23 protein-coding genes are annotated in these 23,369 nt (G+C 70.0%); 15 read left to right on the top strand and 8 right to left on the bottom strand.

The features are described from left to right. Positions 1–8: 8 nt before the first annotated feature. Both HJ588_RS08525 and nucS read right to left on the bottom strand, forming a co-directional pair. Positions 9–1,523 carry a gamma-glutamyltransferase gene (locus HJ588_RS08525; RefSeq protein ID WP_171153965.1) on the bottom strand — a complete coding sequence of 505 codons (1,515 nt, stop codon included), beginning with the start codon at positions 1,521–1,523 and terminating at the stop codon, positions 9–11. 8 nt (positions 1,524–1,531) lie between these two features. Then, on the bottom strand, positions 1,532–2,227 hold the full coding sequence (gene nucS, locus HJ588_RS08530; RefSeq protein WP_171153967.1) for an endonuclease NucS: 696 nt from the start codon (positions 2,225–2,227) through the stop codon (positions 1,532–1,534). Between the two features lie 91 nt (positions 2,228–2,318). Here nucS and HJ588_RS08535 point away from each other — a divergent pair, with 91 nt between their 5' ends. The 4 genes from HJ588_RS08535 (at position 2,319) to HJ588_RS08550 (ending at position 5,691) form a co-directional block, all read left to right on the top strand. Continuing rightward, on the top strand, positions 2,319–3,989 hold the full coding sequence (locus HJ588_RS08535) for a 3-hydroxybutyryl-CoA dehydrogenase (RefSeq protein ID WP_171153969.1): 1,671 nt from the start codon (positions 2,319–2,321) through the stop codon (positions 3,987–3,989). 84 nt (positions 3,990–4,073) lie between these two features. Further along, positions 4,074–4,328, top strand: coding sequence for a hypothetical protein (locus HJ588_RS08540; RefSeq protein ID WP_171153971.1), 255 nt, complete (start codon positions 4,074–4,076; stop codon positions 4,326–4,328). A gap of 15 nt (positions 4,329–4,343) precedes the next feature. Further along, on the top strand, positions 4,344–5,102 hold the full coding sequence (locus tag HJ588_RS08545) for an alpha/beta hydrolase (RefSeq protein ID WP_171153973.1): 759 nt from the start codon (positions 4,344–4,346) through the stop codon (positions 5,100–5,102). Between the two features lie 151 nt (positions 5,103–5,253). Beyond that, the gene (locus tag HJ588_RS08550; RefSeq protein ID WP_171153975.1) at positions 5,254–5,691 is read left to right on the top strand and encodes a hypothetical protein; all 438 of its coding nucleotides are present in this window, start codon (positions 5,254–5,256) and stop codon (positions 5,689–5,691) included. Positions 5,692–5,726: 35 nt separating this feature from the next. Here the strand turns inward: HJ588_RS08550 and mce are convergent, their stop codons facing one another. Then, positions 5,727–6,161, bottom strand: a complete 435-nt coding sequence (gene mce / locus HJ588_RS08555; protein ID WP_171153977.1) for a methylmalonyl-CoA epimerase — start codon at positions 6,159–6,161, stop codon at positions 5,727–5,729. A gap of 23 nt (positions 6,162–6,184) precedes the next feature. On the opposite strand from mce, the gene HJ588_RS08560 reads away from it, so the two are divergent. From HJ588_RS08560 to HJ588_RS08580, 5 genes are read left to right on the top strand one after another with little or no spacing between them, the layout of a single operon-like run. Next, a complete protein-coding gene (locus tag HJ588_RS08560; RefSeq protein ID WP_171153981.1) occupies positions 6,185–7,438 on the top strand; it encodes an acetyl-CoA C-acetyltransferase in 1,254 nt (417 codons plus the stop codon). 17 nt (positions 7,439–7,455) lie between these two features. Continuing rightward, a complete protein-coding gene (gene meaB, locus HJ588_RS08565) occupies positions 7,456–8,415 on the top strand; it encodes a methylmalonyl Co-A mutase-associated GTPase MeaB (protein ID WP_171153982.1) in 960 nt (319 codons plus the stop codon). A gap of 37 nt (positions 8,416–8,452) precedes the next feature. After that, a complete protein-coding gene (locus HJ588_RS08570) occupies positions 8,453–10,156 on the top strand; it encodes an NAD(P)/FAD-dependent oxidoreductase (protein WP_343036642.1) in 1,704 nt (567 codons plus the stop codon). A 42-nt stretch (positions 10,157–10,198) separates the two neighbouring features. After that, positions 10,199–10,510 carry an MTH1187 family thiamine-binding protein gene (locus HJ588_RS08575; protein ID WP_171153986.1) on the top strand — a complete coding sequence of 104 codons (312 nt, stop codon included), beginning with the start codon at positions 10,199–10,201 and terminating at the stop codon, positions 10,508–10,510. 7 nt (positions 10,511–10,517) lie between these two features. Beyond that, positions 10,518–11,060: a GNAT family N-acetyltransferase gene (locus HJ588_RS08580; protein WP_171153988.1), complete on the top strand. Its 543-nt coding sequence runs from the start codon at positions 10,518–10,520 to the stop codon at positions 11,058–11,060. On the opposite strand, the gene HJ588_RS08585 is transcribed toward HJ588_RS08580, so the two are convergent. The 5 genes from HJ588_RS08585 to HJ588_RS08605 all read right to left on the bottom strand — a co-directional run bounded on the left by HJ588_RS08585 (position 11,051) and on the right by HJ588_RS08605 (position 16,735). Beyond that, positions 11,051–12,082, bottom strand: a complete 1,032-nt coding sequence (locus HJ588_RS08585; protein WP_212755345.1) for an ABC transporter substrate-binding protein — start codon at positions 12,080–12,082, stop codon at positions 11,051–11,053. The two genes, HJ588_RS08580 and HJ588_RS08585, sit on opposite strands and share 10 nt — an antisense overlap. Before the next feature lies 1 nt (position 12,083). Beyond that, entirely contained in the window at positions 12,084–13,115 is a 1,032-nt protein-coding gene (locus tag HJ588_RS08590; protein WP_212755347.1) for an ABC transporter permease, read from the bottom strand. Positions 13,116–13,155: 40 nt separating this feature from the next. After that, positions 13,156–14,691 (bottom strand): sugar ABC transporter ATP-binding protein, encoded by a 1,536-nt coding sequence (locus HJ588_RS08595; protein WP_171153990.1) that lies wholly within the window; start codon positions 14,689–14,691, stop codon positions 13,156–13,158. Positions 14,692–14,777: 86 nt separating this feature from the next. After that, positions 14,778–16,466, bottom strand: coding sequence for a phosphoenolpyruvate--protein phosphotransferase (gene ptsP, locus HJ588_RS08600; protein WP_171153993.1), 1,689 nt, complete (start codon positions 16,464–16,466; stop codon positions 14,778–14,780). Continuing rightward, the gene (locus HJ588_RS08605) at positions 16,463–16,735 is read right to left on the bottom strand and encodes an HPr family phosphocarrier protein (RefSeq protein WP_171153995.1); all 273 of its coding nucleotides are present in this window, start codon (positions 16,733–16,735) and stop codon (positions 16,463–16,465) included. Before HJ588_RS08605 ends, ptsP begins: the two co-directional genes overlap by 4 nt. Positions 16,736–16,970: 235 nt before the next feature. Here HJ588_RS08605 and HJ588_RS08610 point away from each other — a divergent pair, with 235 nt between their 5' ends. From HJ588_RS08610 to HJ588_RS08635, 6 genes are read left to right on the top strand one after another with little or no spacing between them, the layout of a single operon-like run. After that, the gene (locus HJ588_RS08610; protein ID WP_171153997.1) at positions 16,971–17,555 is read left to right on the top strand and encodes a MarR family winged helix-turn-helix transcriptional regulator; all 585 of its coding nucleotides are present in this window, start codon (positions 16,971–16,973) and stop codon (positions 17,553–17,555) included. Between the two features lie 32 nt (positions 17,556–17,587). Next, positions 17,588–19,333: a coenzyme B12-dependent isobutyryl-CoA mutase large subunit gene (gene icmA, locus HJ588_RS08615; protein WP_171153999.1), complete on the top strand. Its 1,746-nt coding sequence runs from the start codon at positions 17,588–17,590 to the stop codon at positions 19,331–19,333. A gap of 56 nt (positions 19,334–19,389) precedes the next feature. Continuing rightward, positions 19,390–20,331 (top strand): tetratricopeptide repeat protein, encoded by a 942-nt coding sequence (locus HJ588_RS08620; protein WP_171154001.1) that lies wholly within the window; start codon positions 19,390–19,392, stop codon positions 20,329–20,331. An 8-nt stretch (positions 20,332–20,339) separates the two neighbouring features. Beyond that, the gene (locus HJ588_RS19370; protein WP_171154003.1) at positions 20,340–21,353 is read left to right on the top strand and encodes an alpha/beta hydrolase-fold protein; all 1,014 of its coding nucleotides are present in this window, start codon (positions 20,340–20,342) and stop codon (positions 21,351–21,353) included. A 4-nt stretch (positions 21,354–21,357) separates the two neighbouring features. Beyond that, a complete protein-coding gene (locus tag HJ588_RS08630; RefSeq protein WP_171154005.1) occupies positions 21,358–22,101 on the top strand; it encodes an alpha/beta hydrolase-fold protein in 744 nt (247 codons plus the stop codon). A 23-nt stretch (positions 22,102–22,124) separates the two neighbouring features. Continuing rightward, positions 22,125–23,363, top strand: coding sequence for an ATP-grasp domain-containing protein (locus tag HJ588_RS08635; RefSeq protein ID WP_171154007.1), 1,239 nt, complete (start codon positions 22,125–22,127; stop codon positions 23,361–23,363). The last annotated feature ends 6 nt before the right edge of the window (positions 23,364–23,369 follow it).

The raw sequence follows: 23,369 nt of genomic DNA on the forward strand, positions 1-23,369 counted from the left end.
ACCGCCGGTCAGGACACCGCGGTCGCCGCCGCGCGACGCGGGTCACCGGCGGCCGCGAGGTCGCCCTGCGCGGTGCGGTATGCCGCGCCGACCCCGCCGAAGTACATGGCGAGCGGCGGATGCTCGACGTCGCGGTAGCCCAGCTCCCGGATCGCCGCGGTGATCGCGGCGTCCGGCTCGTGGTCGACCTGCACGTCGTCGCCCTTGCGCTGCACGTGCAGGCGGGGTGCGTCGATCGCCGCCTGCAGGTCGGCCCCGGTGAGGCAGTAGCGCGCGATCACCTGGGAGAGCGCGGTCGTGATGCGGTCGGCGCCCGGGCTGCCGATCGCCAGCGTCACTCCTGCGCTGCTCCGCGCCGTGGTCGGTGCCATGTTGGAGGCGAGGCGGGTGCCCGGCGGGAGCGCGTGCAACCCGAGGCGGTTGAGCTCGGGCTCGCCGAGGCAGTTGTTGAGCACCAGGCCCGTGCCGGGCACGGTCACTCCCGAGGAGTAGCCCGCCGAGGTCGTGATCGCGCAGGCCGTGCCGTCGCCGTCGACGACCGACACGTGTGCGGTGTCGGTGCTGGTCGGCAGCGACTCCAGGCCGGTCGTCTCCAGCGCGAGCAGCAGCTCGTTGCCAGCGATCCGCAGGTCGTGTGCGAGGTCGAGGTGGGCGGCCCGATAACTGAGCACCTGTCGCTGGATCTCGATCAGCGTCTTGGGGTCGTGGCCGCGCTCGCTGATCAGGCGCAGCATCGCGGTGAGCACCGGACCGCCGATCGACGGCGGCGGGTTGAGCGCGACGTCCCAGTCGCCGACCGTCGCGCGGCTCGCGGGTCGGCACACCGCTTCGTATGCCGAGAGGTCCGCACGGCCGATCAGCCCGCCCTCGGCGCTCACGTGATCGGCGATCGTCCGCCCGAGGTCACCGGTGTAGAGCGCCGAAACACCCTCCGCGGCAACGATTTCCATTGACCTCGCGAGGTCGTCGTTCGTCAGCAGCGTGCCCGGCCCCACCGGCCGGCCACCGTCGAAGTGCTGAGCGCGGGTGACCGGGTCGAAGCCGTAGAGCTCGGCGCCGACCAGCTGCAGATAGCTGCCGGCTGCCTGGCCGACCCGGAAGCCGCGGCGCGCGGCGTCGATCGCCGGGGCGAGGATGTCCGCCCAGCTCGCTTTGCCGAAGCGTGTGCGGGCGAGCTCGTAGGCGGCGAAAGACCCTGGTGTTGCTGCGGATCCGGCGCCGGCGAAGACCGTGATGCCGCCGCCGTAGTCCAGGTCGATCTGCCGCAGCCCTTGACCGAAGCGGTCCGGGGTCGCGTCTCGACCGGGCATCTCGCAGTTGCCGTCCACGACCTCCGGGGCTCCGCCCGCCGGCCAGACGTTGACGAAGGCACCGCCCAGGGCGCTCACGATCCCGGGCTCGGTGACATAGGTGACCGCCTGGGCCGCGATCGCGGCGTCGACCGCGGTGCCGCCGAGCGCGACGACGTCGAGGCCGGCCTGCGCGGCGAGGGCGTTGGGTGCGGCGATCGCGGCTCTCGTCATACGGGGTCCTAGAAGAGGCGCGCTTCGGCGTCGTCCATGCCCTTGAGAGCCTCGTAATCCAGTGTGACGCAACGGATCCCGCGATCCTCGGCGAGCACGCGTGCCTGCGGTTTGATCAGCTGCGCGGCGAAGACGCCGGTCACCGGGGCCAGGTGCGGGTCGCGGTTGAGCAGCTCGAGGTAGCGGGTCAGCTGCTCCACGCCGTCGATGTCGCCGCGCCGCTTGATCTCGACGGCGACCGTGGCGCCGGAGGAGTCACGGCACATGATGTCGACCGGCCCGATCGCGGTCATGTATTCACGACGGATCATGCTGTAGCCGTCGCCGAGGGTGTGGATGTGCTCGGCGAGCAGCGCCTGCAACTGCGCCTCGACGCCGTCCTTGACCAGACCGGGATCGACCCCGAGGTCGTGACTGGAGTCGTGCTGGATCTCGTGGATGCGCACGTGCAGCCGGTCCTCGGACTTCGCGTGCTGCACCGACCAGACCGCGACCACGCCCTCCTCGCGCTCGTCGTCCGTCGGGTCGAGCTGCGCCATCGAGCACGGCGGCGACATCCAGTTGAGCGGCTTGTAGGACCCGCCGTCACTGTGGATCAGCACCGAACCGTCGGCCTTGACCATCAGCAGCCGGGTGGCGAGCGGCAGGTGGGCGGTCAGACGGCCGACGTAGTCGACGCTGCACCGGGCAATCACAACGCGCACGGAGAGCCACCCTAATGCCCGCGCGCCGGCTACGGCGCCGCGGCGACCACCGTGGCGCAGCCGTCGATGCCCCGGCTGTCAGACTGGCCGCATGGTTTCTGACATCTCCACCGTCGGTGTGATCGGGCTGGGCACCATGGGTGCCGGCATCGTCGAGGTCTTCGCCAAGGCCGGCAAGCGCGTCTACGCGGTTGACAACACCCCCGAACTCGCCGAGCGCGGAAAGGGATTCGTCACAAAGTCGCTCGACCGTGCGGTTGCCAAGGGCAAGCTGGAGCAGTCGGCTCGGGACGAGACGCTCGGCCGGATCACCTTCACCTCCGACCTGCAGGACCTCGCCGACGCCGACCTGGTGATCGAGGCCGTGCCGGAGCGGATGGAGATCAAGAACGCCATCTTCGGCACGCTCGACGGCATCGTGCGGCCGGATGCGATCCTCGCCTCCAACACCTCCAGCCTGTCGCTGACCGCGATCGCGGCGGCGACCGAGCACCCGGAGCGCGTCGTCGGCATGCACTTCTTCAACCCGGCCCCGGTGCTCGCGCTGGTCGAGGTGATCCGCACGGTGCTGGTCGACCCGGCCGTGGTCGACCAGGTGCGCGAGCTCGCCATACAGCTCGGCAAGAAGCCGGTCGTGGTCGGTGACCGAGCGGGCTTCGTGGCCAACGCGCTGCTCATCCCCTACCTCGCCCGCGCGATCCGTCTCTATGAGACCGGCAAGGTCAGCCGGGAGGACCTCGACAACGCCGCCCGCGTCGGCATCGGCCTGCCGATGGGCCCGTTGACGCTGAGCGACCTCGTCGGGCTCGACGTGGTCAAGGAGGTCTGCGACGTCATGTATGACGCGACGAAGCGCCCGAGTGACGCGCCTCCTGCGCTGTTGCAGCAGCTCGTCCTCGCCGGCCGGCTCGGTCGCAAGACCGGCCAGGGTTTCTACGACTACGGCGAGCAGGCCGCCGAGGAGCAGGCGCCGCAGGCATCGCCCTTCACCAAGGCGGCGGTCGTCGGAACCGGTGAGGTGGCAACGGCTTTCGCGGACGCGCTCCGCAAGGCGGGGGCCGAGGTCACCGTCGTCGACGACCCCGAGGCCGATGTCGAAGGACTGAAGGGGATGCCGCTGGTGTTGCTCACCGGTGGCGACGAAGCCGACTGCGACGAGTGCAACGCCGGCGCCTGCCTGGTGGCCGACGACGACGCCGACGCGAGCGACTGCGCCTGCTGCGGGGGAGCGGCGCCGGGCAACTGGTTCCCGGAGGTCGCCGAGGTGCTCGACGCGAGCACCGTCGTGCTCGCCGTCGACGAAGCCAGCGAGCTCGCCCTCGAGGGCGGCCTCGAGGAGGGCGTGACCGTGCTGCCGGTGCGGCTGCACCAGGAGACCAAGGGTGGCCAGGTGGCCGAGATCGGCGTGCCGCTCGACGCCACCGCCGACCAGGTGACGCAGGTGCGGGCGACCTTCGAGGCGGCCGGTCTGGTGCCCGTCGTCGGCCCGGCCAGGCCCGGCCTGGTCGTCGACGCGTTGCTCTTCCAGCACCTCAACGACGCCGTGGCGATGGTCGATGCCGGCTACGCCACCCCGCAGGACGTCGACACCGCAATGACCGCCGGATGCGGTTATCCGACAGGGCTTTTCGCCATCCTCGACCAACTCGGTGCGGTGCCGGTCGCGGAAGGCCTTGCCGAGCAGAGTGCGATCGAGCCGGTCGCCGCGCCGGACCCGCTGCTGCTGGAGCACGCGGCCGCCGGGCGTCCCTTCCTGGCCTGAGAGCGCCGCACCGTGCCGCGCCGAAACCGCCCTGACCGCGCGCGAGGCGGCCGCGGTCGTCCGTCGCCCGCGAAGGGGCCGGACGTGTCGCGGCTGCTCGACGCCGGGGTGCGCACCGAGAGCTATCTCGGGCGGTCGTGGCGGGTGCGTGAGGTGCGCGGCAACAGCAGTGGACGCCACTACGTGTGCCCCGGATGTCAGCAGTCGCTGTCCTCCGCGGTGGCACACGTCGTGGTGTGGCCGGATGACGGGTTGGGCGACGTCTCCGACCGACGACATTGGCACACCGCCTGCTGGGCGGCACGGGACCGACGCCCGCCCCGTGGCTCCTGGAGATGAGTGAAGGACCGACCGATGGATGAGCTCGTCGAAATCCGAGCGAACACACTGCTTTCCGCCGACCGTCGTGAGATCGACCTGGAGACCGCGGACGGGCTCGGCCTCGTCGGCGAGCTCGCCGTGCCGGCCGACCGGCCGCCCCGCGCGACGCTGGTGACCCTGCACCCGCTGCCGACCCACGGCGGCTTCATGGACAGTCACGTCTTCAAGAAGGCGTCCTACCGGCTGCCGGCACTGGCCGATCTCGCCGTGCTGCGCTTCAACCTGCGTGGGGTGAGCTCGCCGCGCGGGACGTCCGAGGGCAGCTTCGACGGCGGCGACGCCGAGCGCTATGACGTGGCGGCCGCCATCGAGTATGCCGAGTTCGCCGACGCACCGGCGCTGCCGCGCAAATGGCTGGTCGGCTGGTCGTTCGGCACCGACCTGGCGCTGATGTACGGCAACGACCCGTCGATCGAGGGGCTGATCCTGCTGTCGCCGCCGCTGCGCTTCTCGCAGCCGGAGCACCTGGCCACCTGGGCGGAGGCGGGCAAACCGGTGGTCTGCCTGGTGCCGGAGTTCGACGACTACCTCCGGCCGGCCGAGGCGGCCGCGCGCTTCGCCGCGATCCCGCAGGCCCGGGTCGTCGGTGTCGACGGTGCCAAGCACCTCTGGGTGGGGGAGCACTACGTGCGCCGCGTGCTGGACGAGATCGTGCGCACGGTCGCTCCCGAGGTCGCCACGCCGCTGCCGACCGAGGTGCCGGCCGGGCTGGTGGTGAGTGCGAGCAGTTGACCAAGAGAAGCCCCGACAACGTTCGACAAAAGACAGTCGTCTCAGCCAAATGACCAGTTTGGACTAGACGACCGACCATGACATCCGTATGGTCACTGGTTGCCGATTCAACCGAATCGGCAATCGTTTCGACTACGGGTGGGGAAAACACATGGTCAATCAGTCCAGTCAGTCGCGTCGGTCCGGGCGGGACGCGGTCACGCGACGCACCGTCGCCAAGGGTGCGGCGTGGTCCGTGCCGGTCGTCGCCCTCGCCGCGGGAGCGCCCGCGGCCAGCGCGTCGCCCGCGACGTGCGACGTCACGCTGAGCGTGCCGGGCGGTGCGAAGGTGCCGCCGGAGATGACGGTCGGCATGGACGTGACGGTGGTGAACAACAGCGGCACCGAACAGACCGTGACGATCCTGTCGATCACCGGGCCGAACAGCGGTGTCTGGGGCCCGACGGACCCCTCGACCTTCCCGGCCTCGCCGGGGACGTCGACGGTGACCCTGAACGTCTCGCGGTCCAACAACGCCAACGGCGACGCGACGATCACCTACGAGGTGTGCGGTCAGACCAAGACCGCCACGTTCTACGTCTCGATCTGATCGCCTGCGGCCCCAGGCGAGTTGGTCGGGCCCGCTCAGCGGGCGGGCTCGACCAACTCCACCAGCACCCCGCCGGCGTCCTTCGGGTGCACGAAGTTGATCCTGCTCCCGGCGGTGCCGCGCCGCGGCTCGTCATACAGCAGCCGCAGGCCGCGCTCGCGCAGCGCGGCACTGACCTCCTCGACCGACCGCACCCGGTAGGCCAGCTGCTGCAGCCCGGGGCCCGAACGGTCGAGGAACTTGGCGATCGTCGACTCCGGCGAGAGCGGGGCGAGGATCTGCAGTGCCGCGCCCGGCTCCGCGCCCGGCGCGACCATCGCCTCCCGCACGCCCTGATCCTCGTTGGTCTCCTCGTGGGTCACCGTCATACCGAGCACGCCGGTGTAGAAGGCGATGGCTGCGTCGTAGTCGGGCACCGCGATGCCGACGTGGTCGATGCTCTCGAACAGGTGCGAGGGAAGGGCGCTCATGGGGACAGCCTAAAATGAGACGCATGACACAGCCTGACGCCTCTGCCGACCGCACCCCCGTCCTCGTCGCCGGAGCCCGCACGCCCATGGGCAAGCTGCAGGGCTCGCTCGCCGGCTTCAGCGGTGCCGACCTCGGCGGCTTCGCGATCAAGGGCGCGCTCGACAAGGCCGGCGTCCCGGCCGACCAGGTGCAGTACGTCATCATGGGCCAGGTCCTCACCGCGGGCGCCGGGCAGATGCCGGCCCGCCAGGCCGCCGAGAAGGCCGGCATCCCGATGACCGTCCCGTCCCTCACGATCAACAAGGTCTGCTTGTCCGGTGTCGACGCAATTGCGTTGGCAGCACAGCTGATTCGCGCAGGCGAGTTCGACGTCGTGGTCGCCGGCGGCCAGGAGTCGATGAGCGCGGCGCCGCACTACCTGCCGGGCAGCCGCGGCGGATACAAGTACGGCGACGTCACGATGAAGGACCACATGGCGCACGACGGCCTGTGGGACGCCTTCACCGACCAGCCGATGGGCGCGCTCACCGAGCAGGCCAACGTCGGCGACCGCGCGGTGACCCGCGAGGAGCAGGACGCCTTCGGCGCCCGCAGCCACCAGCTCGCCGCCCGCGCGTGGAAGGACGGCATTTTCGATGACGAGGTCGTCACGGTCGAGATCCCGCAGCGCAAGGGTGACCCGATCGAGTTCCGCGCCGACGAGGGCATCCGTCCCGAGACCACTGCCGAGGGCCTGGCCGCGCTCCGGCCTGCCTTCGCCAAGGACGGCACGATCACCGCCGGCTCCAGCTCGCCGATCTCGGACGGCGCCGCCGCCGTCGTGGTGATGAGCAAGGCCAAGGCCGACGAGCTGGGTCTGCCGTGGCTGGCCGAGATCGGCGCGCACGGCGTCGTCGCCGGTCCCGACTCGAGCCTGCAGTCGCAGCCGGCCAACGCCATCGTCGCCGCGTGCGACAAGGAGGGCATCAAGCCCGCCGACCTCAACCTGATCGAGATCAACGAGGCGTTCGCGGCGGTCGGCATCGTGTCGACCCGCGAGCTCGGCGTCGACCCCGAGATCGTCAACGTCAACGGCGGCGCGATCGCCATGGGCCACCCGATCGGTATGTCGGGGGCCCGCATCACCCTGCACCTCGCGCTCGAGCTGGCCCGCCGCGGCGGCGGTGTCGGCGCTGCCGCACTGTGCGGTGGCGGCGGCCAGGGCGACGCGCTCATCGTGCGGGTGCCGCAGCGGGTCGAGCTGGACAGCGAGACCTCGCTGTCCGGTCAGTCCTGAGGGTCGCCCTGAGCAGGATGTCGCGGCGCCAGCCCGACGTGCCGGCGCTCGTCGAAGCCGCCCGAGCCGGTCAGCCGCGCGCCGTCGCGCGACTGATCACGCTGGTCGAGAACGCCGATCCGGCGTTGCGCGAGGTGATGGAGCGGCTTGCGCCATACACCGGGAATGCGCACATCATCGGCCTCACCGGCAGTCCCGGTGTCGGCAAGTCGACCACCACCAGCGCCCTCGTCGGCGCGATGCGGGCCCGCGGCCTGCGGGTGGGGGTGCTCGCGGTCGACCCGAGCTCGCCGTTCTCCGGCGGGGCGCTGCTCGGCGACCGCATCCGGCTGATCGACCACGCGCTCGACGACGGCGTCTACATGCGGTCGATGGCCAGTCGCGGTCACCTCGGCGGCCTGTCGTGGGCGACGCCGCAGGCGCTGCGCGTGCTCGATGCGGCCGGCTGCGACGTGATCTTCCTCGAGACCGTCGGGGTCGGGCAGAGCGAGGTCGAGGTGGCGGCGCTCGCCGACACCACGATGGTGCTGCTCGCGCCCGGCATGGGCGACGGCATCCAGGCGGCGAAGGCCGGCATCCTCGAGATCGGCGACGTCTTCGTGGTCAACAAGGCCGATCGCGACGGCGTCGACGTCACGATGCGCGACATCCGGGGCATGATCAGCCTCGGCGAGCGCAAGGAGGCAGGGCAGTGGCGGCCGCCGGTGGAGAAGCTCGTCGCCGAGAAGGGTGACGGTCTCGCCGACGTGGTCGCGGCGCTCGACAAGCACTGGGAGTGGCTGCAGGAGACCGGCACGCTCCAGCAGCGCCGGGAGCGCCGCGCGGCCGAGGAGATCGAGGCGATCGCGGTGCGCACCCTGCGGATGCGCATGGGCACGCTGGACGGCGCGGGCGACCTCGCCGCTCTCGCCGAGGCGGTCGTGGCCGGTGAGCAGGACCCCTACACCGCGGCGGACCGCATCGTCGAACATCTGTGAGTGCGCGCGGCCGCTGCTCCCGGCATACAGTTGACCGGTGAAGCCTCCGAAGCCCGCCATCGTGCTCGTCGGCGACCAGAGCGCCGAGCAGATGCAGCACGAGTTCAACCGCTATGCCGACGACTACCGGGTCGAGTTCGCCCGTGGACTCGGTCCGGCCATGGCGCTGGTGCAGTCACTGCTCGCTCAGCACGTCGAAATCGCTTTGTTCGCAGTCGAGTTCAGCCAGCCGGACGCGCCCGGCCTGATCACCATGGACTGCCTGCACGCGGTCAGCTCGACCTCGCGGCGGGTCATGCTCTACGGCTGGGGTGAGTTCAAGGTCAACCGTGAGACCTTCCGCGAGGCGCAGAGCGAGGGCCGCATCGAGGCGGCGCTCGCGGTGCCGCGGGGCGAGCGTGACGAGGAGTTTCACACCGCGATCACCGAGCTGCTCTCCGACTGGGCGTGGAGCTCGAGCAAACCGGTCATCGAAGCGGTGCAGATCGTCTCCCCGCCCGGCAACGCCGCGGCCGGGCGGATCCGCGACTTCCTCGACCGGCTCGGCATCCCGGCCCGCAGTTACGAGCCGGAGACACCGGTGGCGGAGCAGATCCTCGAGGACGTGGAGTGGCCCGACCGTGTGCCGACATACCCGGTGGTCAGCACGCAGCTGACCGGGCCGATGGTGCAGCCGGAGATCGCCGAACTCGGCCGGCGGCTGTATGCGATGGACGACTTCGACGAGGGCGAGATCTTCGACCTGGCGGTCGTCGGCGCGGGGCCCGCGGGGCTGGCGGCGGCGGTGTACGGCGCGTCCGAGGGCCTGGCGACAGTCGTCTTCGACTCCGAGGCGATCGGCGGCCAGGCCGGCACGAGCTCGATGATCCGCAACTACCTGGGTTTCCCGCGCGGGATCTCCGGGATGCGGCTGGCGCAGCGGGCCCGCACCCAGGCCTCGCGGTTCGGCGCCAAGCTCTACTCGGCGCGACCGGTCGAAGGGGTCGAATTCGCGACGGACGGCGGCCTGCACACGCTGCGCCTCGCCGACCGTGACGTGCAGGCTCGCGCGCTGATCATCGCGACCGGTGTCGCCTACCGCCGGCTCGGGGTCGAGCGCATCGAGGACTTCGTCGGGCTCGGCGTGCACTACGGCGCGGCCACCAGCGCCGCTCGCGAATGCCAGGGCAAGGACGTCATCGTCGTCGGCGGCGGCAACTCCGCGGGCCAGGCCGCCGTGCACCTGTCACGCTTCGCCCGGTCGGTGAAGATCGTGGTGCGCCGGCCGGACCTGTCCGAGACGATGTCGGACTACCTGATCCGCGAGATCGAGGCCAACCCGCGCATCGGCGTGAAGGGCTGCGCCGAGATCGTCGACGCCGGCGGCAGCAACAAGCTGGAGTGGGTCACGTTGCGGGACAACGAAACCGGCGCGGAGTTCCAGAAGTCGTGCGCGGGCTTGTTCCTGCTGCTCGGGGCGTTGCCGTCGTGCGACTGGCTGACCGACGACGTCGCGCTCGACGACAAGGGCTTCGTGCTCACCGGCCGCGACGTGCCGATGGAGTCGTGGGTGGACGGCTGCCCGCCGGAGCCGCTCGGCACCACGGTGCCCGGGGTGTTCGCGGCCGGCGACATCCGGTCGGGGTCGATGAAGCGGGTGGCGTCGGCGAGCGGCGAGGGCGCGGCCGCCATCCCGTCGGTGCACGCATATCTCGCCTCGATCGCGCCCCGGGTCGAGCCGATGGACGTGGCGCCCGCCTGACCCCGCAGCGACCGCCCGGCGCGCGGGCATAGCCTTGACGACATGCTCTTCGCCTTCTCCATCGCACCCGGCACCAGCGACGACCCCGACGGCTCGGTGAGCGCAGCCGTCGCCGATGCGATCCGGGTGGTGCGCGACTCCGGCCTGCCCCACGAGACGACCTCGATGTTCACCACGATCGAGGGCGACTGGGACGAGTGCATGGCGGTCATCAAGGCCGCGTGCGAGGCGGTCGCGGCCCGCAGCCCGCGGGTCAGCCTGGTGCTCAAGGCGGACATGCGCGAAGGCTTCACCGGTCAGCTCACCGAGAAGGTCGAACGCATCGAGGAGCAACTGCGCCGCCCCGGTGCCTGACCGCAGCATGAGAAGCGACTTCCGGATCGAGCCGTTCGCCGAGGCCGACGCGCCCGAGCTTGCCGCCATGCACATGCAGGTATGGCGAGACACGTATGCCGGCATGCTCTCCCAGGATTACCTCGACTCCATGGAGCTCGGGCCCCGAATCGCACACTGGCGCAAGCGAATCGGCGTGGCCAACGCACGGGAGCACGAAGGGAGCAGCGATGTCGACGGCGTGCGGCAGCTGTCGCGGCTGGCACGCCACCTGCCGAGCGGACGCATCGCCGGCTTCTGCCAGGTCGGTGCCGCCCGCGACGAGGGCGCTCCCGTCGCCCAGGAGCTCGGCGCGCTCAACGTGTTGCGCGAGTTCCACGGCTGCGGGGTGGCCGGTCAGCTGGTGGACGCGACGCTGGGAGGTCTGCCGGCATACCTCTGGGTGGTGGAGCAGAACCTGCGCGCGCAGGCGTTCTACGCCAAGCTCGGCTTCGCGCCCGACGGCGGCCGGCAACGCGACGACGAGCTCGGGTGCGACGAGCTGCGAATGGTGCGTGGCGCTCAGCGGTAGAGCAGCGGCTTGATCTTCGGCGAGTCGATGTTGGTCTTGTCGTACCAGAAGTAGCCGGTGTCGATCTTCTTCGGAAGCGGCTGGCAGCGCAGCGCTTTCATCGCCGACGCGACCACCTGCTCGCCGATGCCGATCGGGTTCTGGGTGATCGCGCCATACTCCAGGCCGGAGCGGATGGCGTCCAGCTGCGCGCCGCCGGAGTCGAAGCCGACCACGACCACCTTGCTGTTGCCGCTTTCCTTGACGCCCTGGACGACGCCGGCGGCGGCGCCCTCGTTGGTGCCGTAGATGCCGGCCAGGTCGGGGTGTGCGGCGAGCAGCGACTTGGCGAGGTTGGCCGACTTCGACACGTCGCCGCCGCCGTACTGCGGGGTCAGCAGCTTGACCTTGGGCGCGTTCTTGGTCATCCAGTCCACGAAGCCGTCCCGCCGGTCGATGCCGGAGCTGCTGGTCTGGTCGTGCACGACGAGGCCGACCGTGCCCTGGTAGCCGATCTTCTCGGCGAGGTGCTTGGCCGCGGCCGCCGCCGCGGTGCGGCTGTCGGTGGCGGCCGTGGTGAGCGGCACCGGAGAGTCGACTCCGGAGTCGAAGGCGATCACCGGTGTCTTCGACTGCTGCAGCTGGGTCATGATCGGCGCGGCCGCCTTGGAGTCGAGCGCCGCGAAGCCGACCGCGTCGGGGCTCTTGGTGATCGCGGTCTTCAGCATGTCGATCTGGGCCTGCACCTCGGCCTCGGTCGCCGGGCCGTTGAAGGTGATCGTGGCACCCTCCTTCGCGGCCTGCTTCTTCGCGCCGGCGTTGACGGCCTGCCAGAACTGATGCTGAAAACCCTTGGAAATGATCGCAATATAGGGCTTCTTGCCCTTGGCGATCGGCGTGCAGCCCGCCTCGACGCCGCCGGTGTTGTTCGCGCTGCCGGCGACCTGCGCCTTGTAGTCGCTGGCTCGCATGCACCCGGCGGTGCCGGTGGCGAGCAGGGCGGCCGCGAGCACCGCGGCCGGCCTCGTCATACGGCGGGACATCTCAGACCACCTCCGAGTTCTTGCTGCGGAGCATGTCGACGTAGACGGCCGCCAGGATGACCACGCCGAGGATGACGTACTGCCACTCCTGCGGCACCCCCATGATCTGCAGGCCGTTGTTGAGCACGCCGATGATGAGCGCACCGATCACCGAGCCGACGATCGTGCCCTTGCCGCCGGCGAGCGACGTGCCGCCGATGACGACCGCCGCGATCGCCTGCAACTCCAGACCGCCACCGGCGGTCGGGCTCGCGCCGATGCGAGCGGACGAGAGGATGCCGGCGCACGCGGTGAAGATGCCGGCGACGGAGTAGATGATCAGCTTCCACTTGCGCACGTTGATGCCCGAGAGGGCCGTGGCCTCCTCGTTGCTGCCGATCGAGACCGCGTAACGCCCGAAGACCGTGCGGTTGAGCAGCACCCAGGCGATCACCGCGAGCACGAGGAAGATGAGCACCGCGTTGGGGAACTTCGGGATCAGCGTGCCGCCGGAAAGGTCTGCGTAGGGCGGGAATTGGGTGTTGAGGTAGATCGTCGCGCCGTTGTCGCTGATGACCAGGGGGAGCCCCTGGCAGACGAGCATCATCGCCAGGGTCGCGATGAAGGGCGGCATGCCGAGGATCGAGACGTTGAAGCCGTTGACGAAGCCGAGCAGCAGCCCGACCAGCAACGTCATCAGCAGGCCGAGGCCGAGCGGCAGGTCCCAGGTGATCAGGAACGTGCCTGCCGCCATACCTGTCAGAGCAATGCCCCACCCGATCGAGAGGTCGATGCCGCCGGTGACGATCACGAACGTCGTGCCGATCGCCAGCACCCCGATCAGCACCGACGACAACAGCACGTTGTTGACCAGGTTGTCGTAGGTGAGGAAGTTGTCGGCGGCGATGCTGAAGAAGATCGTGATGATCACCAGGCCGGCGAACGCGGCGAGTTGCTGCAACCGCATGCGCAGTTGCGGGTTCATGCCGCGGGCAGCGGGCGGTGGCTCCTCCGGCTTCTGCTGCTCCAGGCTCACGCCTGCGGTCTCGGTCATCGAAAGGCTCCTCGATCAGCGGTATGACGGTGCTCGCGCCTCACGCAGACGCGGTGTCGTGATGGGTCATGGTGGCCAGGTGCATGACGGACTCCGGTGTGGCGTCGGAGGATTCGAGGGTGCCGGTGATGCGGCCCTCGGCCATGACGACCACGCGGTGACTCAGCCGGAGCACTTCGGGCAGCTCGGAGGAGATCACCACGATCGCCTTCCCGTCGGCGGCGAGTCGCCCGATGAGTGCGTAGATCTCCTCCTTGGCGCCGACGTCGATGCCGCGGGTCGGCTCGTCGAAGATCAGCACGTCGCAGTCCTTGAGCAGCCATTTGGCGATGACCACCTTCTGCTGGTTGCCGCCGGACAGGTTGCCGACCATCGACCGCACGGACGGGGTCTTGATGCGCAGCTCGTCGACGTAGCGCTCGGCATCCTTGGCGGCCGGCCCGTCGTTGACGAATCCGCCACGGGAGAAACGTGATCCGAGCGAGGGGAGCGCGATGTTCTGCGCGACGGTCTGCTGCAGCAACAGCCCGAGCCCCTTGCGGTCCTCGGACAGGTAGCCGATGCCCGCGGCACCGGCCTGTGCCGGGTTCTGCAGGCGCTGCGGTCTGCCGTGCACGCTGATGGTGCCCGCGGTCCGGCGGTCGGCGCCGACGACCGCGCGGGCGACCTCGGTGCGGCCGGCACCCATCAGTCCGGCGAAGCCGAGGATCTCGCCGGCCCGCACCGAGAAGGTGATGTCGCGCAGGAGTTTCGGGGTCGCCAGGCCGTCGACCTCCAGCACCACGGGAGCGTCCTGCGGAGGCGTGTCCGCGCGGGCGTGCTCGACGGCTGGGCGCTCGCGGCCGACCATGAGCGAGACGATCCGGTCCATCGAGGCGCTCGCGGTGTCCAGGGTCGCGATGAACCGTCCGTCCCGGATGACCGTGGTGCGCTGCGAGATGTCCTTGAGCTCGTCCATCTTGTGCGAGATGTAGATGACGCCGGTGTCCTCGGTGACAAAACGTCGGATCAATTGATGAAGGGTCGCGACTTCCGCGTCGTTCAGGGCAGCCGTGGGTTCGTCCATGATCAGGATCCGGGCGTCAAGCGAGAGGGCCTTGGCGATCTCCACCATCTGCTGCCCGGCGACCGACAGGCGGCCGACCAGGGTGTTGGGCCGCAGGGGCAGCTCGAGCCGGTCGAGGAGCTCGGTCGCGCGCCGCTCGAGGTCGCGCGGGCCGAGCAGGAACCCGCCGCGCGGCCGCTCGCGGCCGATGAAGATGTTCTGGGCGACGGTGAGATCCGGCATCAGGTTGAATTCCTGGAAAATAATGCCGACTCCGGCCTCCTGGGCCTCGCGTGGGGTGGCGAACCGGCGCGGCTCGCCGTCGATGCGGAGCTCGCCGGCGTCCGGCTGGTAGACGCCGGACAGCACCTTCATCAGCGTCGACTTGCCGGCGCCGTTCTCACCGACCAGGGCGAGCACCTCGCCGCGGCGTAGGTCCAGGTGCATGTCGTCGAGCGCCCGGACCCCGGGGAAGGACTTCCCGATCCCCGACATGGCGAGCAGTTCGGCGGTGTGCGGCTCCGCGCTCATCACCTCAGGCTAGCGCGAAACATCGGATGGATGAAGGGTTTGTGTGACCTGAATCTCATCCGTGCCGTCAGCGCGGGCGGTGCGGCTCAGAGCAGGTCGCGCAGCGTGTCGTCGGCGAGCCGCAGGGCTGCCTCCCGCGCAAGGAGTGCCGAGTCCGCGGCGCGCGCCGCGGACGCCATCTCCCGGCAGGTCGCGAGGGTGTGGGTGCCGAGCGCGAAACGCACCAGCCCGACCCGGCCGGCCGTCATCGAGAGACTGCTGACGCCCAGGCCGGTGAGGACGCACGCCATCAGCGGGTCGCCGGCGGATTCGCCGCACACCCCGAGCGGACGATCGGCGGCGCGGGCTCCGTCGGCGGCACGGGCCAGCAGGTCCAGGGTCGCGGGCTGCCAGGGGTCGAGCAGCTCGGCGAGCGGGCCGAGGGTGCGGTCGGCCGCCATGGTGTACTGCGCGAGGTCGTTGGTGCCCACCGAGCCGAAATCGACTGCGCCCAAAATGTTTTCGGCGCGCAGGGCGGCGGCGGGCACCTCGATCATCACGCCGACGCTCGCCAATCCCTGCTCGTGTGCCTGCTCGGCGAACCAGGTCGCCTCGGCCGTCGTGGAGACCATCGGCGCCATCACCCGCACCGGCGTGCCGGTGAGCTCGGCCGCGCGGGCGAGCGCCCGCAGCTGGTCGGTGAGCAGATCGGGGTTGCGCAGGCTGAGCCGTAGCCCGCGCACCCCGAGCGCCGGGTTGCTCTCCTCCGGCGCGGTCTCACCGGTGGTCGCGAAGTCGAGCGGCTTGTCGGCGCCGGCGTCCAGCGTGCGCACCACCACGGGCCGGTCGCCGAACGGCGCGAGCGCCTCGCGGTAGATCTCCGTCTGCTCCTCGACGGTCGGCGCGGCGTGGTGGCCGAGGAAGAGCACCTCGGTGCGGAAGAGGCCGACGCCCTCGACGTCGGTCGCCGCCGCGATCTGCGCGTCCTGCGGGGTGCCGATGTTGGCGAGCAGCGCGACCGGGTGGCCGTCCTTCGTCCGCCCGGGTCCGGTATGGCGGGAAGCAGCCGTCATACGCGCGGCAGCCTTGTGTTGCAACGCTTCTCGCAGCTCGTCGTCGGGGTCGACCGTGACCGTGCCGGTGTCGCCGTCCACCGCGACGACGGTGCCCCGTGCGAGCGCGGTCGCGCCGGCGACCTGCACGGCGGCCGGGATGCCGAGCTGCGCCGCGATGATCGCGGTGTGCCCGCCCCGGCCGCCGGCAGCGAGGACGACGGCCTGGACCAGGTCGCTGTTCAGGGTGGCGGTGTCGGCCGGCGCCAGGTCGTGTGCGACCAGCACGCAGGGTTCGGTGAGCGGCGGCACGCCGGTGTCCGGTGCGCCGAGCAGCCGGGCGACGACCCGGTTGCCGACGTCGCGCACGTCGATCGCCCGGTCGGCGAAGTAGCCGCCGAGCGCGATGAAGGACGAGGAGATCTGCTCGACCCCGCCGGCGACCGCGGTGAGCGGGCCGGATCCGGTGGAGATGCGTTCGTCGACCGCGCCGCGCAGAGTCTTGTCGCGGGCGATCATCGCGGTCGCCTGCAGCACGTCGCGGGCCGCGGCGGTCGCCGATTGCGCGCGCCGGTCGAGCGAGGTGGCGACGGCCTCGAAGGCATCGGCCACGCGTGCCTTGGTCGCGTCGACGGCGGTCGTGGGTTCCTCGTGCGCGGGCAGCGGGGGAGGCGCGGTGACCTGCACGACCTTCCCGACCGCCCAGCCCGGGCTGACCGGCACGCCGTGGAGTTCGCGGCTCACCCGGGTGCGTCCAGGTCGGTCGCGAGCAGCTCGACGAGTCGTTCGAGCGCGTCGTCGGCGCCGTCGCCCTGCACCGACACCTCGACGGTTTCGCCGTGTTTGGCGCCGAGTCCCATCACCGCGAGGATGCTGGTGCCGTCCACCGCCTCGTCGCCCGGGCGGCCGATCGTGACGTCCCCGCCGGTGGCGGTCGCCGCCTGCACGAAGAGCGCCGCGGGGCGGGCGTGCAGGCCGACGGCTGAGGCGATCTCGACGGAGCGGGTGGGCATCGGACTCTCTCCTTTGAGCTGGTGCCGGAGCGTGCGGTGATTGGAGTTGGCCGGGGTTGGTCGGAGTTGGTCGGGGTTGGTCGGGGTTACCGAGTCTGGCAGGCCGTCTCGCGCCCCGTGTGCGTCCGCGGCGATCGAGTTCATCCGGTTACATTTTGGCGGCATGAGCGCCGACCCGAGCGAGGACACGAACGCAGTGAGGCCCGCAGGGAGGGGCAGAGGCGCGACAGAAAGCATGAGCGCCGACCCGAGCGAGGACACGAACGCAGTGAGGCCCGCAGGGAGGGGTAGAGGCGCGACCAAGGGCACTTCCTCCAGCACCCTCGGCTTCGACCCGATCCAGCGCGCGACGGAGCTGTGGCAGCAGCGGTGGGGTGCGGACTCGCCGCACGAGGCGATGGCGAGCGCGACCTCGATCATGCGGGTGCAGCAGTTGCTGATCGCCCAGCTGGACGCGGCCGTTGCGCCATACGACCTGACGTTTGCGCGCTATGAGGCGCTGGTGCTGCTCACCTTCTCCAGTCGCGGGGAGCTGCCGATGAGCAAGATCGGCGAGCGGCTGATGATCCACCCGACGAGCGCGACCAACATCGTGCAGCGGCTCTCGGCGGACGGGTATGTCGAGCGTCGTCCCAACCCGCGCGACGGCCGGGGGACGCTGGCCGCGATTACGGCGCGCGGGCGTGAGGTGGTCGAGCGGGCGACGGCGGCGTTGCACGAGATCGAGTTCGGGCTCGCGGCACTGGGCGACGCCGAGCACGCGGGCCTGCAGGACGCGCTGCGGAAGGTGCGCCGGGCATCGGGGGACCTGCCCGATTAGCAGATACTAGGAAGTCCTAGTAAATTTGGGGTATGGGATCTGACGAGCAGCTGACCGGCAAGCAGCGGTGGCAGGCGGCCTATGACGAGGCCGAGTCGAAGGGCAAGGTGCGCGACGCAGACTTCACGACCCTGTCCGGCATGGAGGTCGACCCGGCATACGGCCCCGACGAGGTGCCCGCGTCGATCGGCTGGCCGGGCGAATTTCCTTACACCCGAGGCCTTTACCCGACCGGCTACCGCGGTCGTCCGTGGACGATCCGGCAGTTTGCCGGCTTCGGCAACGCCGTCCAGACCAATGAGCGCTACAAGCTGATCCTGAAGCGCGGCGGCGGCGGTCTCTCGGTCGCGTTCGACATGCCGACGCTGATGGGACGCGACTCCGACGACCCGCTGAGCCTTGGCGAGGTCGGCCACTGTGGCGTCGCGATCGACTCCGCGGCCGACATGGAGGTGCTCTTCAAAGACATCCCGCTCGGCGACATCACCACGTCGATGACAATCAGCGGGCCGGCCGTCCCGGCGTTCTGCATGTATCTCGTCGCCGCCGAACGGCAGGGCGTCGACCCGGCGCAGCTCAACGGCACGCTGCAGACCGACATCTTCAAGGAGTACATCGCGCAGAAGGAGTGGCTCTTCGGGCCCGAGCCGCACCTGCGGCTGATCGGTGACCTGATGGAGTACACATCGTCGAAAATCCCTGCGTACAAACCGCTTTCGGTTTCCGGCTACCACATTCGCGAGGCCGGGTCGACCGCCGCGCAGGAGCTGGCCTACACCCTCGCCGACGGCTTCGGCTACGTCGAGCTCGGGCTGTCACGCGGTCTCGACGTCGACGTCTTCGGGCCCGGCCTGTCGTTCTTCTTCGACAGCCACATCGACTTCTTCGAGGAGGTCGCCAAGTTCCGCGCTGCCCGCCGCATCTGGGCGCGGTGGATGCGCGACGTCTACGGCGCCACAACCGAGAAGGCGCAGTGGCTGCGCTTCCACACCCAGACCGCCGGGGTGTCGCTCACCGCTCAGCAGCCGGTCAACAACGTCGTCCGCACCGCGGTCGAGGCGCTCGCGGCGGTCATGGGCGGCACCAACTCGCTGCACACCAACGCGCTCGACGAGACGCTGGCCCTGCCGACCGACCAGTCGGCCGAGGTGGCGCTGCGCACCCAGCAGGTGCTGATGGACGAGACCGGCGTGACCAATGTCGCCGACCCGCTCGGTGGCTCCTGGTATGTCGAGGCGCTCACCGACAAGATCGAGGCCGAGGCCGAGGCCATCTTCGACAAGATCCTGCAGATGGGCGGCAGCGACCTGCGCTCGGCCGATACCGCCGGCCTGCGGGCCAAGGTGGAGGAGTCGAAGGGCACCAGCGGCAAGGACGCCTGGCCGATCACGGCCGGTCTCCTGCGCGGCATCGAGGACGGCTGGTTCATGTCCGAGATCGCCGAGGCGGCGTTCCAATATCAGGTCGCGCTCGAGAAGGGCGACAAGAAGGTCGTCGGCGTCAACGTCCACACCGAGTCGCTCGCGAGCGAGCTGGAGATCCTGCGCGTCTCGCACGAGGTCGAACGTGAGCAGGTGCGAGTCCTCGGTGCGCGCAAGGCAGCTCGCGACGACGCTGCCGTGACGCGGTCGCTGGAAGCGATGGTGCAGGCCGCCCGCTCCGACCAGAACATGATCGAGCCGATGCTCGACGCCGTACGCGCCGAGGCGACCATGGGCGAGATCTGCGACGCGCTGCGCGAGGAGTGGGGCGTCTACCGCGAGCCCGCCCGCTTCTGACACGTCATCCTCGGGGGCCGCGCCCACACGGGTGATCGGTCGGTAAGAATGAGGGCATGACTGACCAGCCCATCACCCCCGCCTCGCTGCGCGGCGCCGTCGACCTGTCCGGCCTGGCCCGTCCGGCGGCTTCCCCAACGTCCGCACCGGGCGCCGGGGGCGCCGACGGCATCGTGGTCGCCGTCGACGACACGACCTTCCCCGAGGTCATGCAGACCTCGACCCGGGTGCCGGTGATCCTGGCGCTGTGGTCGGGGGCCCGACCGAAGTCCAAGGAGCACATCGACCTGCTCGCCAACGAGGTGCGGTCGTATGACGGGCGCCTCCAGCTGGCCACGGTCGACATCGACCGGGCGATGCAGATCCGCCAGGCGCTGCAGGTGCAGCAGGTCCCGATGGTGCTCGCGGTGCTGCAGGGCCAGCCGCTCCCGCTCTACGTCGGCGACCAGCCGGCCGAGGCCGTGCGACAGGTGCTGGACAAGGTGCTGGAGGCGGCTCAGGCCAATGGCGTGACCGGCCGGCTCGACGTGGCACCGTCGGACGATGCGACCGCGGACGGCGACGAAGCCTCCGCAGAGCCCGAACTGCCCGAAACCCACCAGCGGGCCTTCGACGCGATCGAGCAGGGTGACTACGACGCGGCCGTCGCGGCATACGAGGAGGCGCTCGCCGCCGACCCGGCCGACGACGAGGCGCGACTCGGGCTGGGTCAGGTGAAGCTGCTCAAGCGCACCGACGGCGTCGACCTGGCGCAGGCCCGAGAGGCGGCCGCCGCCGCGCCGACCGACGTCGCCAAGCAGACGGTGGTCGCCGACCTCGACCTGCTCGGTGGTCATGTCGAGGACGCGTTCACTCGCCTGGTCGACCTGGTCAAGGCGACGACGGGTGACGAGCGCAACGCCGCCCGGCAGCACCTGATCGAGTTGTTCGACGTCGTCGGCCCGACCGACGAGCGGGTGAAGAAGGCGCGCACGGCCTTGATGTCCGCGTTGTACTGACGCCCTCCGTGATTTTTACCCTGCCCGACGCCGAACGCCGTTGGCGCAGTGTTGAATTCGACTCGGTCGTCGGAGCCGGTCCGTGCGCGTGGCGAGCGGGGGAGTGGCGTCGCGAGGTGCGCGTGCGCAGCTGGCGACTGGAATACCAGTTCGTGGCCCGGGATGCGCGTGGGCGCCGTCATACGCTGCTGGACCCTGGGCAGGCGGGACGGGTCGACACCGAGTTCGGGGTCCGGTCGGTCTGGACCGCGCCCGACTACCGGCCGCCCGGCTGGCTCGGCGAGACCGCCGTCCACGGGCGGCGGCAGCGGCTGACGCTCCCGAGTGCCCTGGCCGATCCGCTGCCGGTCGAGGTGTGGTCGCCACGCGGCCTGCGGGCGCGCGACGCCGCGCCGATGCTGTGGTGCTTCGACGGCTCGTCGTACGCCGGCGCCGGGCAGCTGCTGCAGTGGGCGGGCGCGTCGATCGCGGCGGGGCGGCTGCCGGCCTTCCGCATCGTGCTGGTCGACGCCCGGCGCCGCATGCAGTGGTTCTCCGGGTCGCAGCGGTTCCTGCGGAGCGTCGACCTCGGCGTGGCCGCCCTGCGAGAGCGGTATGCCGTCACCGGACCGCTGGCGATGCTCGGCTCGAGCCTCGGCGGGCTGACCGCGATGCTCGTGGCCATGCGGCGCTCCGACGTGGGCGTCGTTGTGTCGCAGTCGGGTTCGTTCTTCAACGCGTCGTCGGACGAGGGTGGTTGGCCCTGGCTGACCCGGGTTCGGCGGCTCGTGCGCGCCATACGGGACGAGGAACCGGTCTGGGGGCGGCGACGTGCCGGCCGCGACCTGCTGATCGGCATGACGTGCGGTCGCCACGAGGGCAACTTCGCCGCCAACGAAGAGCTCGCCACTGCCCTTCGCCGGCGCGGGTACGACGTGACCTTCGAGCCAGGCCGCGACCTGCACAACATGGTCGCCTGGCGCGACCAACTCGATCCGATGTTGCCAAACCTCTTGCAGCGGGCGTGGTCTGCGACAGGATGAGCGGGTGAGCCAACGTGTTCAGCTGCCCGTGCCCGGGACCGACGCGTCCCTGGGCGTGGTCCGGCACGGCCATTGGGGGCGGCCGGTGCTGGTCTTCCCGAGTGAGGCCGGCCGGGCCGAGGACTTCGCCGCCAACGGCATGGTCGGGGCGGTGCAAAATCTGGTCGACGCCGGCCGCGTCACCTTCTTCTGCGTCGACGCCGCCGACAAGTGGACCTGGTCGGACAACACCGCGAGCACCGAGGAGCGGGCGCAGCGCCATCAGGTCTACACCGCGTGGCTGGAGCAGTCGCTGCTGCCGTGGATCGACGAACAACTGGGCAGCCGGCAACCGCTCATCACGCTCGGCGTGTCGATGGGTGCCTACCACGCGGTGCACTTCACGCTGACGCACGCGCACGTGGCACCGCTCGCGATCGGCCTGTCCGGCAACTACGACGTCTCGTCCTGGCACGGCCACGGATCACGCGGCGAGGCGACCTATTTCGCCAACCCGGTCGACTACGTCGGCGGCATGCAGGGGGATCACCTCCAGTGGTTGCAGCAGCATGCGAGCGTGCTGCTGGTCGTCGGTCAGGGGCCCTTCGAGGTGGACCCGACCCGTGCGCTGCCGTCGACCAAGGACTTCGCAAACTTGTTGGCGCAGAAGGAGATTCCCCACCAGCTTGACGTGTGGGGCTACGAGAGCGCGCACGATTGGCCGTGGTGGCAGCGGCAGCTCGCCCACCATCTGCCCCGGTTCTGTTGAGACACGTCGGAAAGGATCGAGGTATGACGGAGCACCTTGTCGGACTGCTGCTCGGCGCGGAGGAGGACTGGCCGCAGGCCTTCGAGGAACTCATGCGCCGGGTCGGCCCGGTGACCGCACCCGACGGGACCACGCACGAGGTCCGCAGCGAACGGCTCACGATCGAGCCGTTCAACCTGCGCGACAAGCCGCGCACCGACCTGGTCATCGACCGGCTCGCGCACTGGTACTACCACCCGCGCGAGTGGCTCAAGAAGGTGTCGCTGATGGACGACGTCTACCTGCTCAACTCGCCGTTCACCTTCCAGTCGATGGAGAAGCACTCGGCATACTGCGCACTCATGCGGCTCGGCATGCACGTGCCCGAGACCGTGCTGGTGCCCTACAAGAACCCGGTGGACAACGTGCGCTGGGCCTACACGTCGTCGAAGTACAACCGGTCGTTCGACCTCGACTCGGTCGCGGCCGAACTCGGCTACCCGATGTTCATGAAGCCGTTCGACGGCGGTGCGTGGCGCGGGGTGTCGATGATCTCGGGCGTGGACGACCTGCACCGAAGCTACGACGACTCGGGCGAGATGCTCATGCACCTGCAGCGGGCGGTCGACGGATTCGAAGTGTTTGCAAGGGCGCTCACCATCGGGCCGGAGACGATGGTGATGAAGTTCCGTCCGGACGAGCCGATGCACGACCGCTACGAGGTGGCCTACGACTTCCTGACACCGGAGGTCGGTGCGGAGACCCGCACGATCGCGCAGACCGTCAACGCGTTCTTCCGCTGGGAGTTCAACAGCTGCGAGATGCTGGTCAAGGACGGCGTGGTCTACCCGATCGACTATGCCAACGCCTGCCCCGACGTGGCGGTCACCTCGTTGCACTACTACTTCCCCTGGGCGATCAAGTCGCTGCTGAAGTGGTCGATCTTCTGCACGGTGACCGGCCGCAAGGGTTACAGCCAGGTCGACACCGGCCCCTGGTTCGACGTCGCCGACGCCGACACCGATTACGAGACGAAACTCGAGGCCTATCAACGGCTTTCGGACGAATACTTCGAGACGGAGAAGTATCGCGACTTCGTCGAGCATTCGCTCGGGCACGTCGACGAGATGGTGCTCGACTGGGTGCTGTCGGACGACTTCGACCGGTTGTTGGTCGAGACGGTGAAGTCCACCTATCCGCAGCACGAGCACGAGCGTTTCCTGGGTCACTTCCGCGGGCTGACCGGGCTGTGGGCCAAGGACGAAGAGAAGATCCTTGGGTGACCTCGC

The sequence above is a fragment of the Flexivirga aerilata genome, from assembly GCF_013002715.1.
In the GTDB taxonomy this organism is placed as follows: Bacteria; Actinomycetota; Actinomycetes; order Actinomycetales; family Dermatophilaceae; genus Flexivirga; species Flexivirga aerilata.

Excerpts from the sequence above, each read along its gene's own strand:
- HJ588_RS08525 (WP_171153965.1), bottom strand. The coding sequence starts at position 1,523 with ATGACGAGAGCCGCGATCGCCGCACCCAACGCCCTCGCCGCGCAGGCC.
- HJ588_RS08535 (WP_171153969.1), top strand. The coding sequence starts at position 2,319 with ATGGTTTCTGACATCTCCACCGTCGGTGTGATCGGGCTGGGCACCATG.
- HJ588_RS08545 (WP_171153973.1), top strand. The coding sequence starts at position 4,344 with ATGGATGAGCTCGTCGAAATCCGAGCGAACACACTGCTTTCCGCCGAC.
- HJ588_RS08550 (WP_171153975.1), top strand. The coding sequence starts at position 5,254 with ATGGTCAATCAGTCCAGTCAGTCGCGTCGGTCCGGGCGGGACGCGGTC.
- mce (WP_171153977.1), bottom strand. The coding sequence starts at position 6,161 with ATGAGCGCCCTTCCCTCGCACCTGTTCGAGAGCATCGACCACGTCGGC.
- HJ588_RS08560 (WP_171153981.1), top strand. The coding sequence starts at position 6,185 with ATGACACAGCCTGACGCCTCTGCCGACCGCACCCCCGTCCTCGTCGCC.
- meaB (WP_171153982.1), top strand. The coding sequence starts at position 7,456 with ATGTCGCGGCGCCAGCCCGACGTGCCGGCGCTCGTCGAAGCCGCCCGA.
- HJ588_RS08575 (WP_171153986.1), top strand. The coding sequence starts at position 10,199 with ATGCTCTTCGCCTTCTCCATCGCACCCGGCACCAGCGACGACCCCGAC.
- HJ588_RS08580 (WP_171153988.1), top strand. The coding sequence starts at position 10,518 with ATGAGAAGCGACTTCCGGATCGAGCCGTTCGCCGAGGCCGACGCGCCC.
- HJ588_RS08585 (WP_212755345.1), bottom strand. The coding sequence starts at position 12,082 with ATGTCCCGCCGTATGACGAGGCCGGCCGCGGTGCTCGCGGCCGCCCTG.
- HJ588_RS08590 (WP_212755347.1), bottom strand. The coding sequence starts at position 13,115 with ATGACCGAGACCGCAGGCGTGAGCCTGGAGCAGCAGAAGCCGGAGGAG.
- HJ588_RS08595 (WP_171153990.1), bottom strand. The coding sequence starts at position 14,691 with ATGAGCGCGGAGCCGCACACCGCCGAACTGCTCGCCATGTCGGGGATC.
- HJ588_RS08605 (WP_171153995.1), bottom strand. The coding sequence starts at position 16,735 with ATGCCCACCCGCTCCGTCGAGATCGCCTCAGCCGTCGGCCTGCACGCC.
- HJ588_RS08610 (WP_171153997.1), top strand. The coding sequence starts at position 16,971 with ATGAGCGCCGACCCGAGCGAGGACACGAACGCAGTGAGGCCCGCAGGG.
- icmA (WP_171153999.1), top strand. The coding sequence starts at position 17,588 with ATGGGATCTGACGAGCAGCTGACCGGCAAGCAGCGGTGGCAGGCGGCC.
- HJ588_RS08620 (WP_171154001.1), top strand. The coding sequence starts at position 19,390 with ATGACTGACCAGCCCATCACCCCCGCCTCGCTGCGCGGCGCCGTCGAC.
- HJ588_RS08635 (WP_171154007.1), top strand. The coding sequence starts at position 22,125 with ATGACGGAGCACCTTGTCGGACTGCTGCTCGGCGCGGAGGAGGACTGG.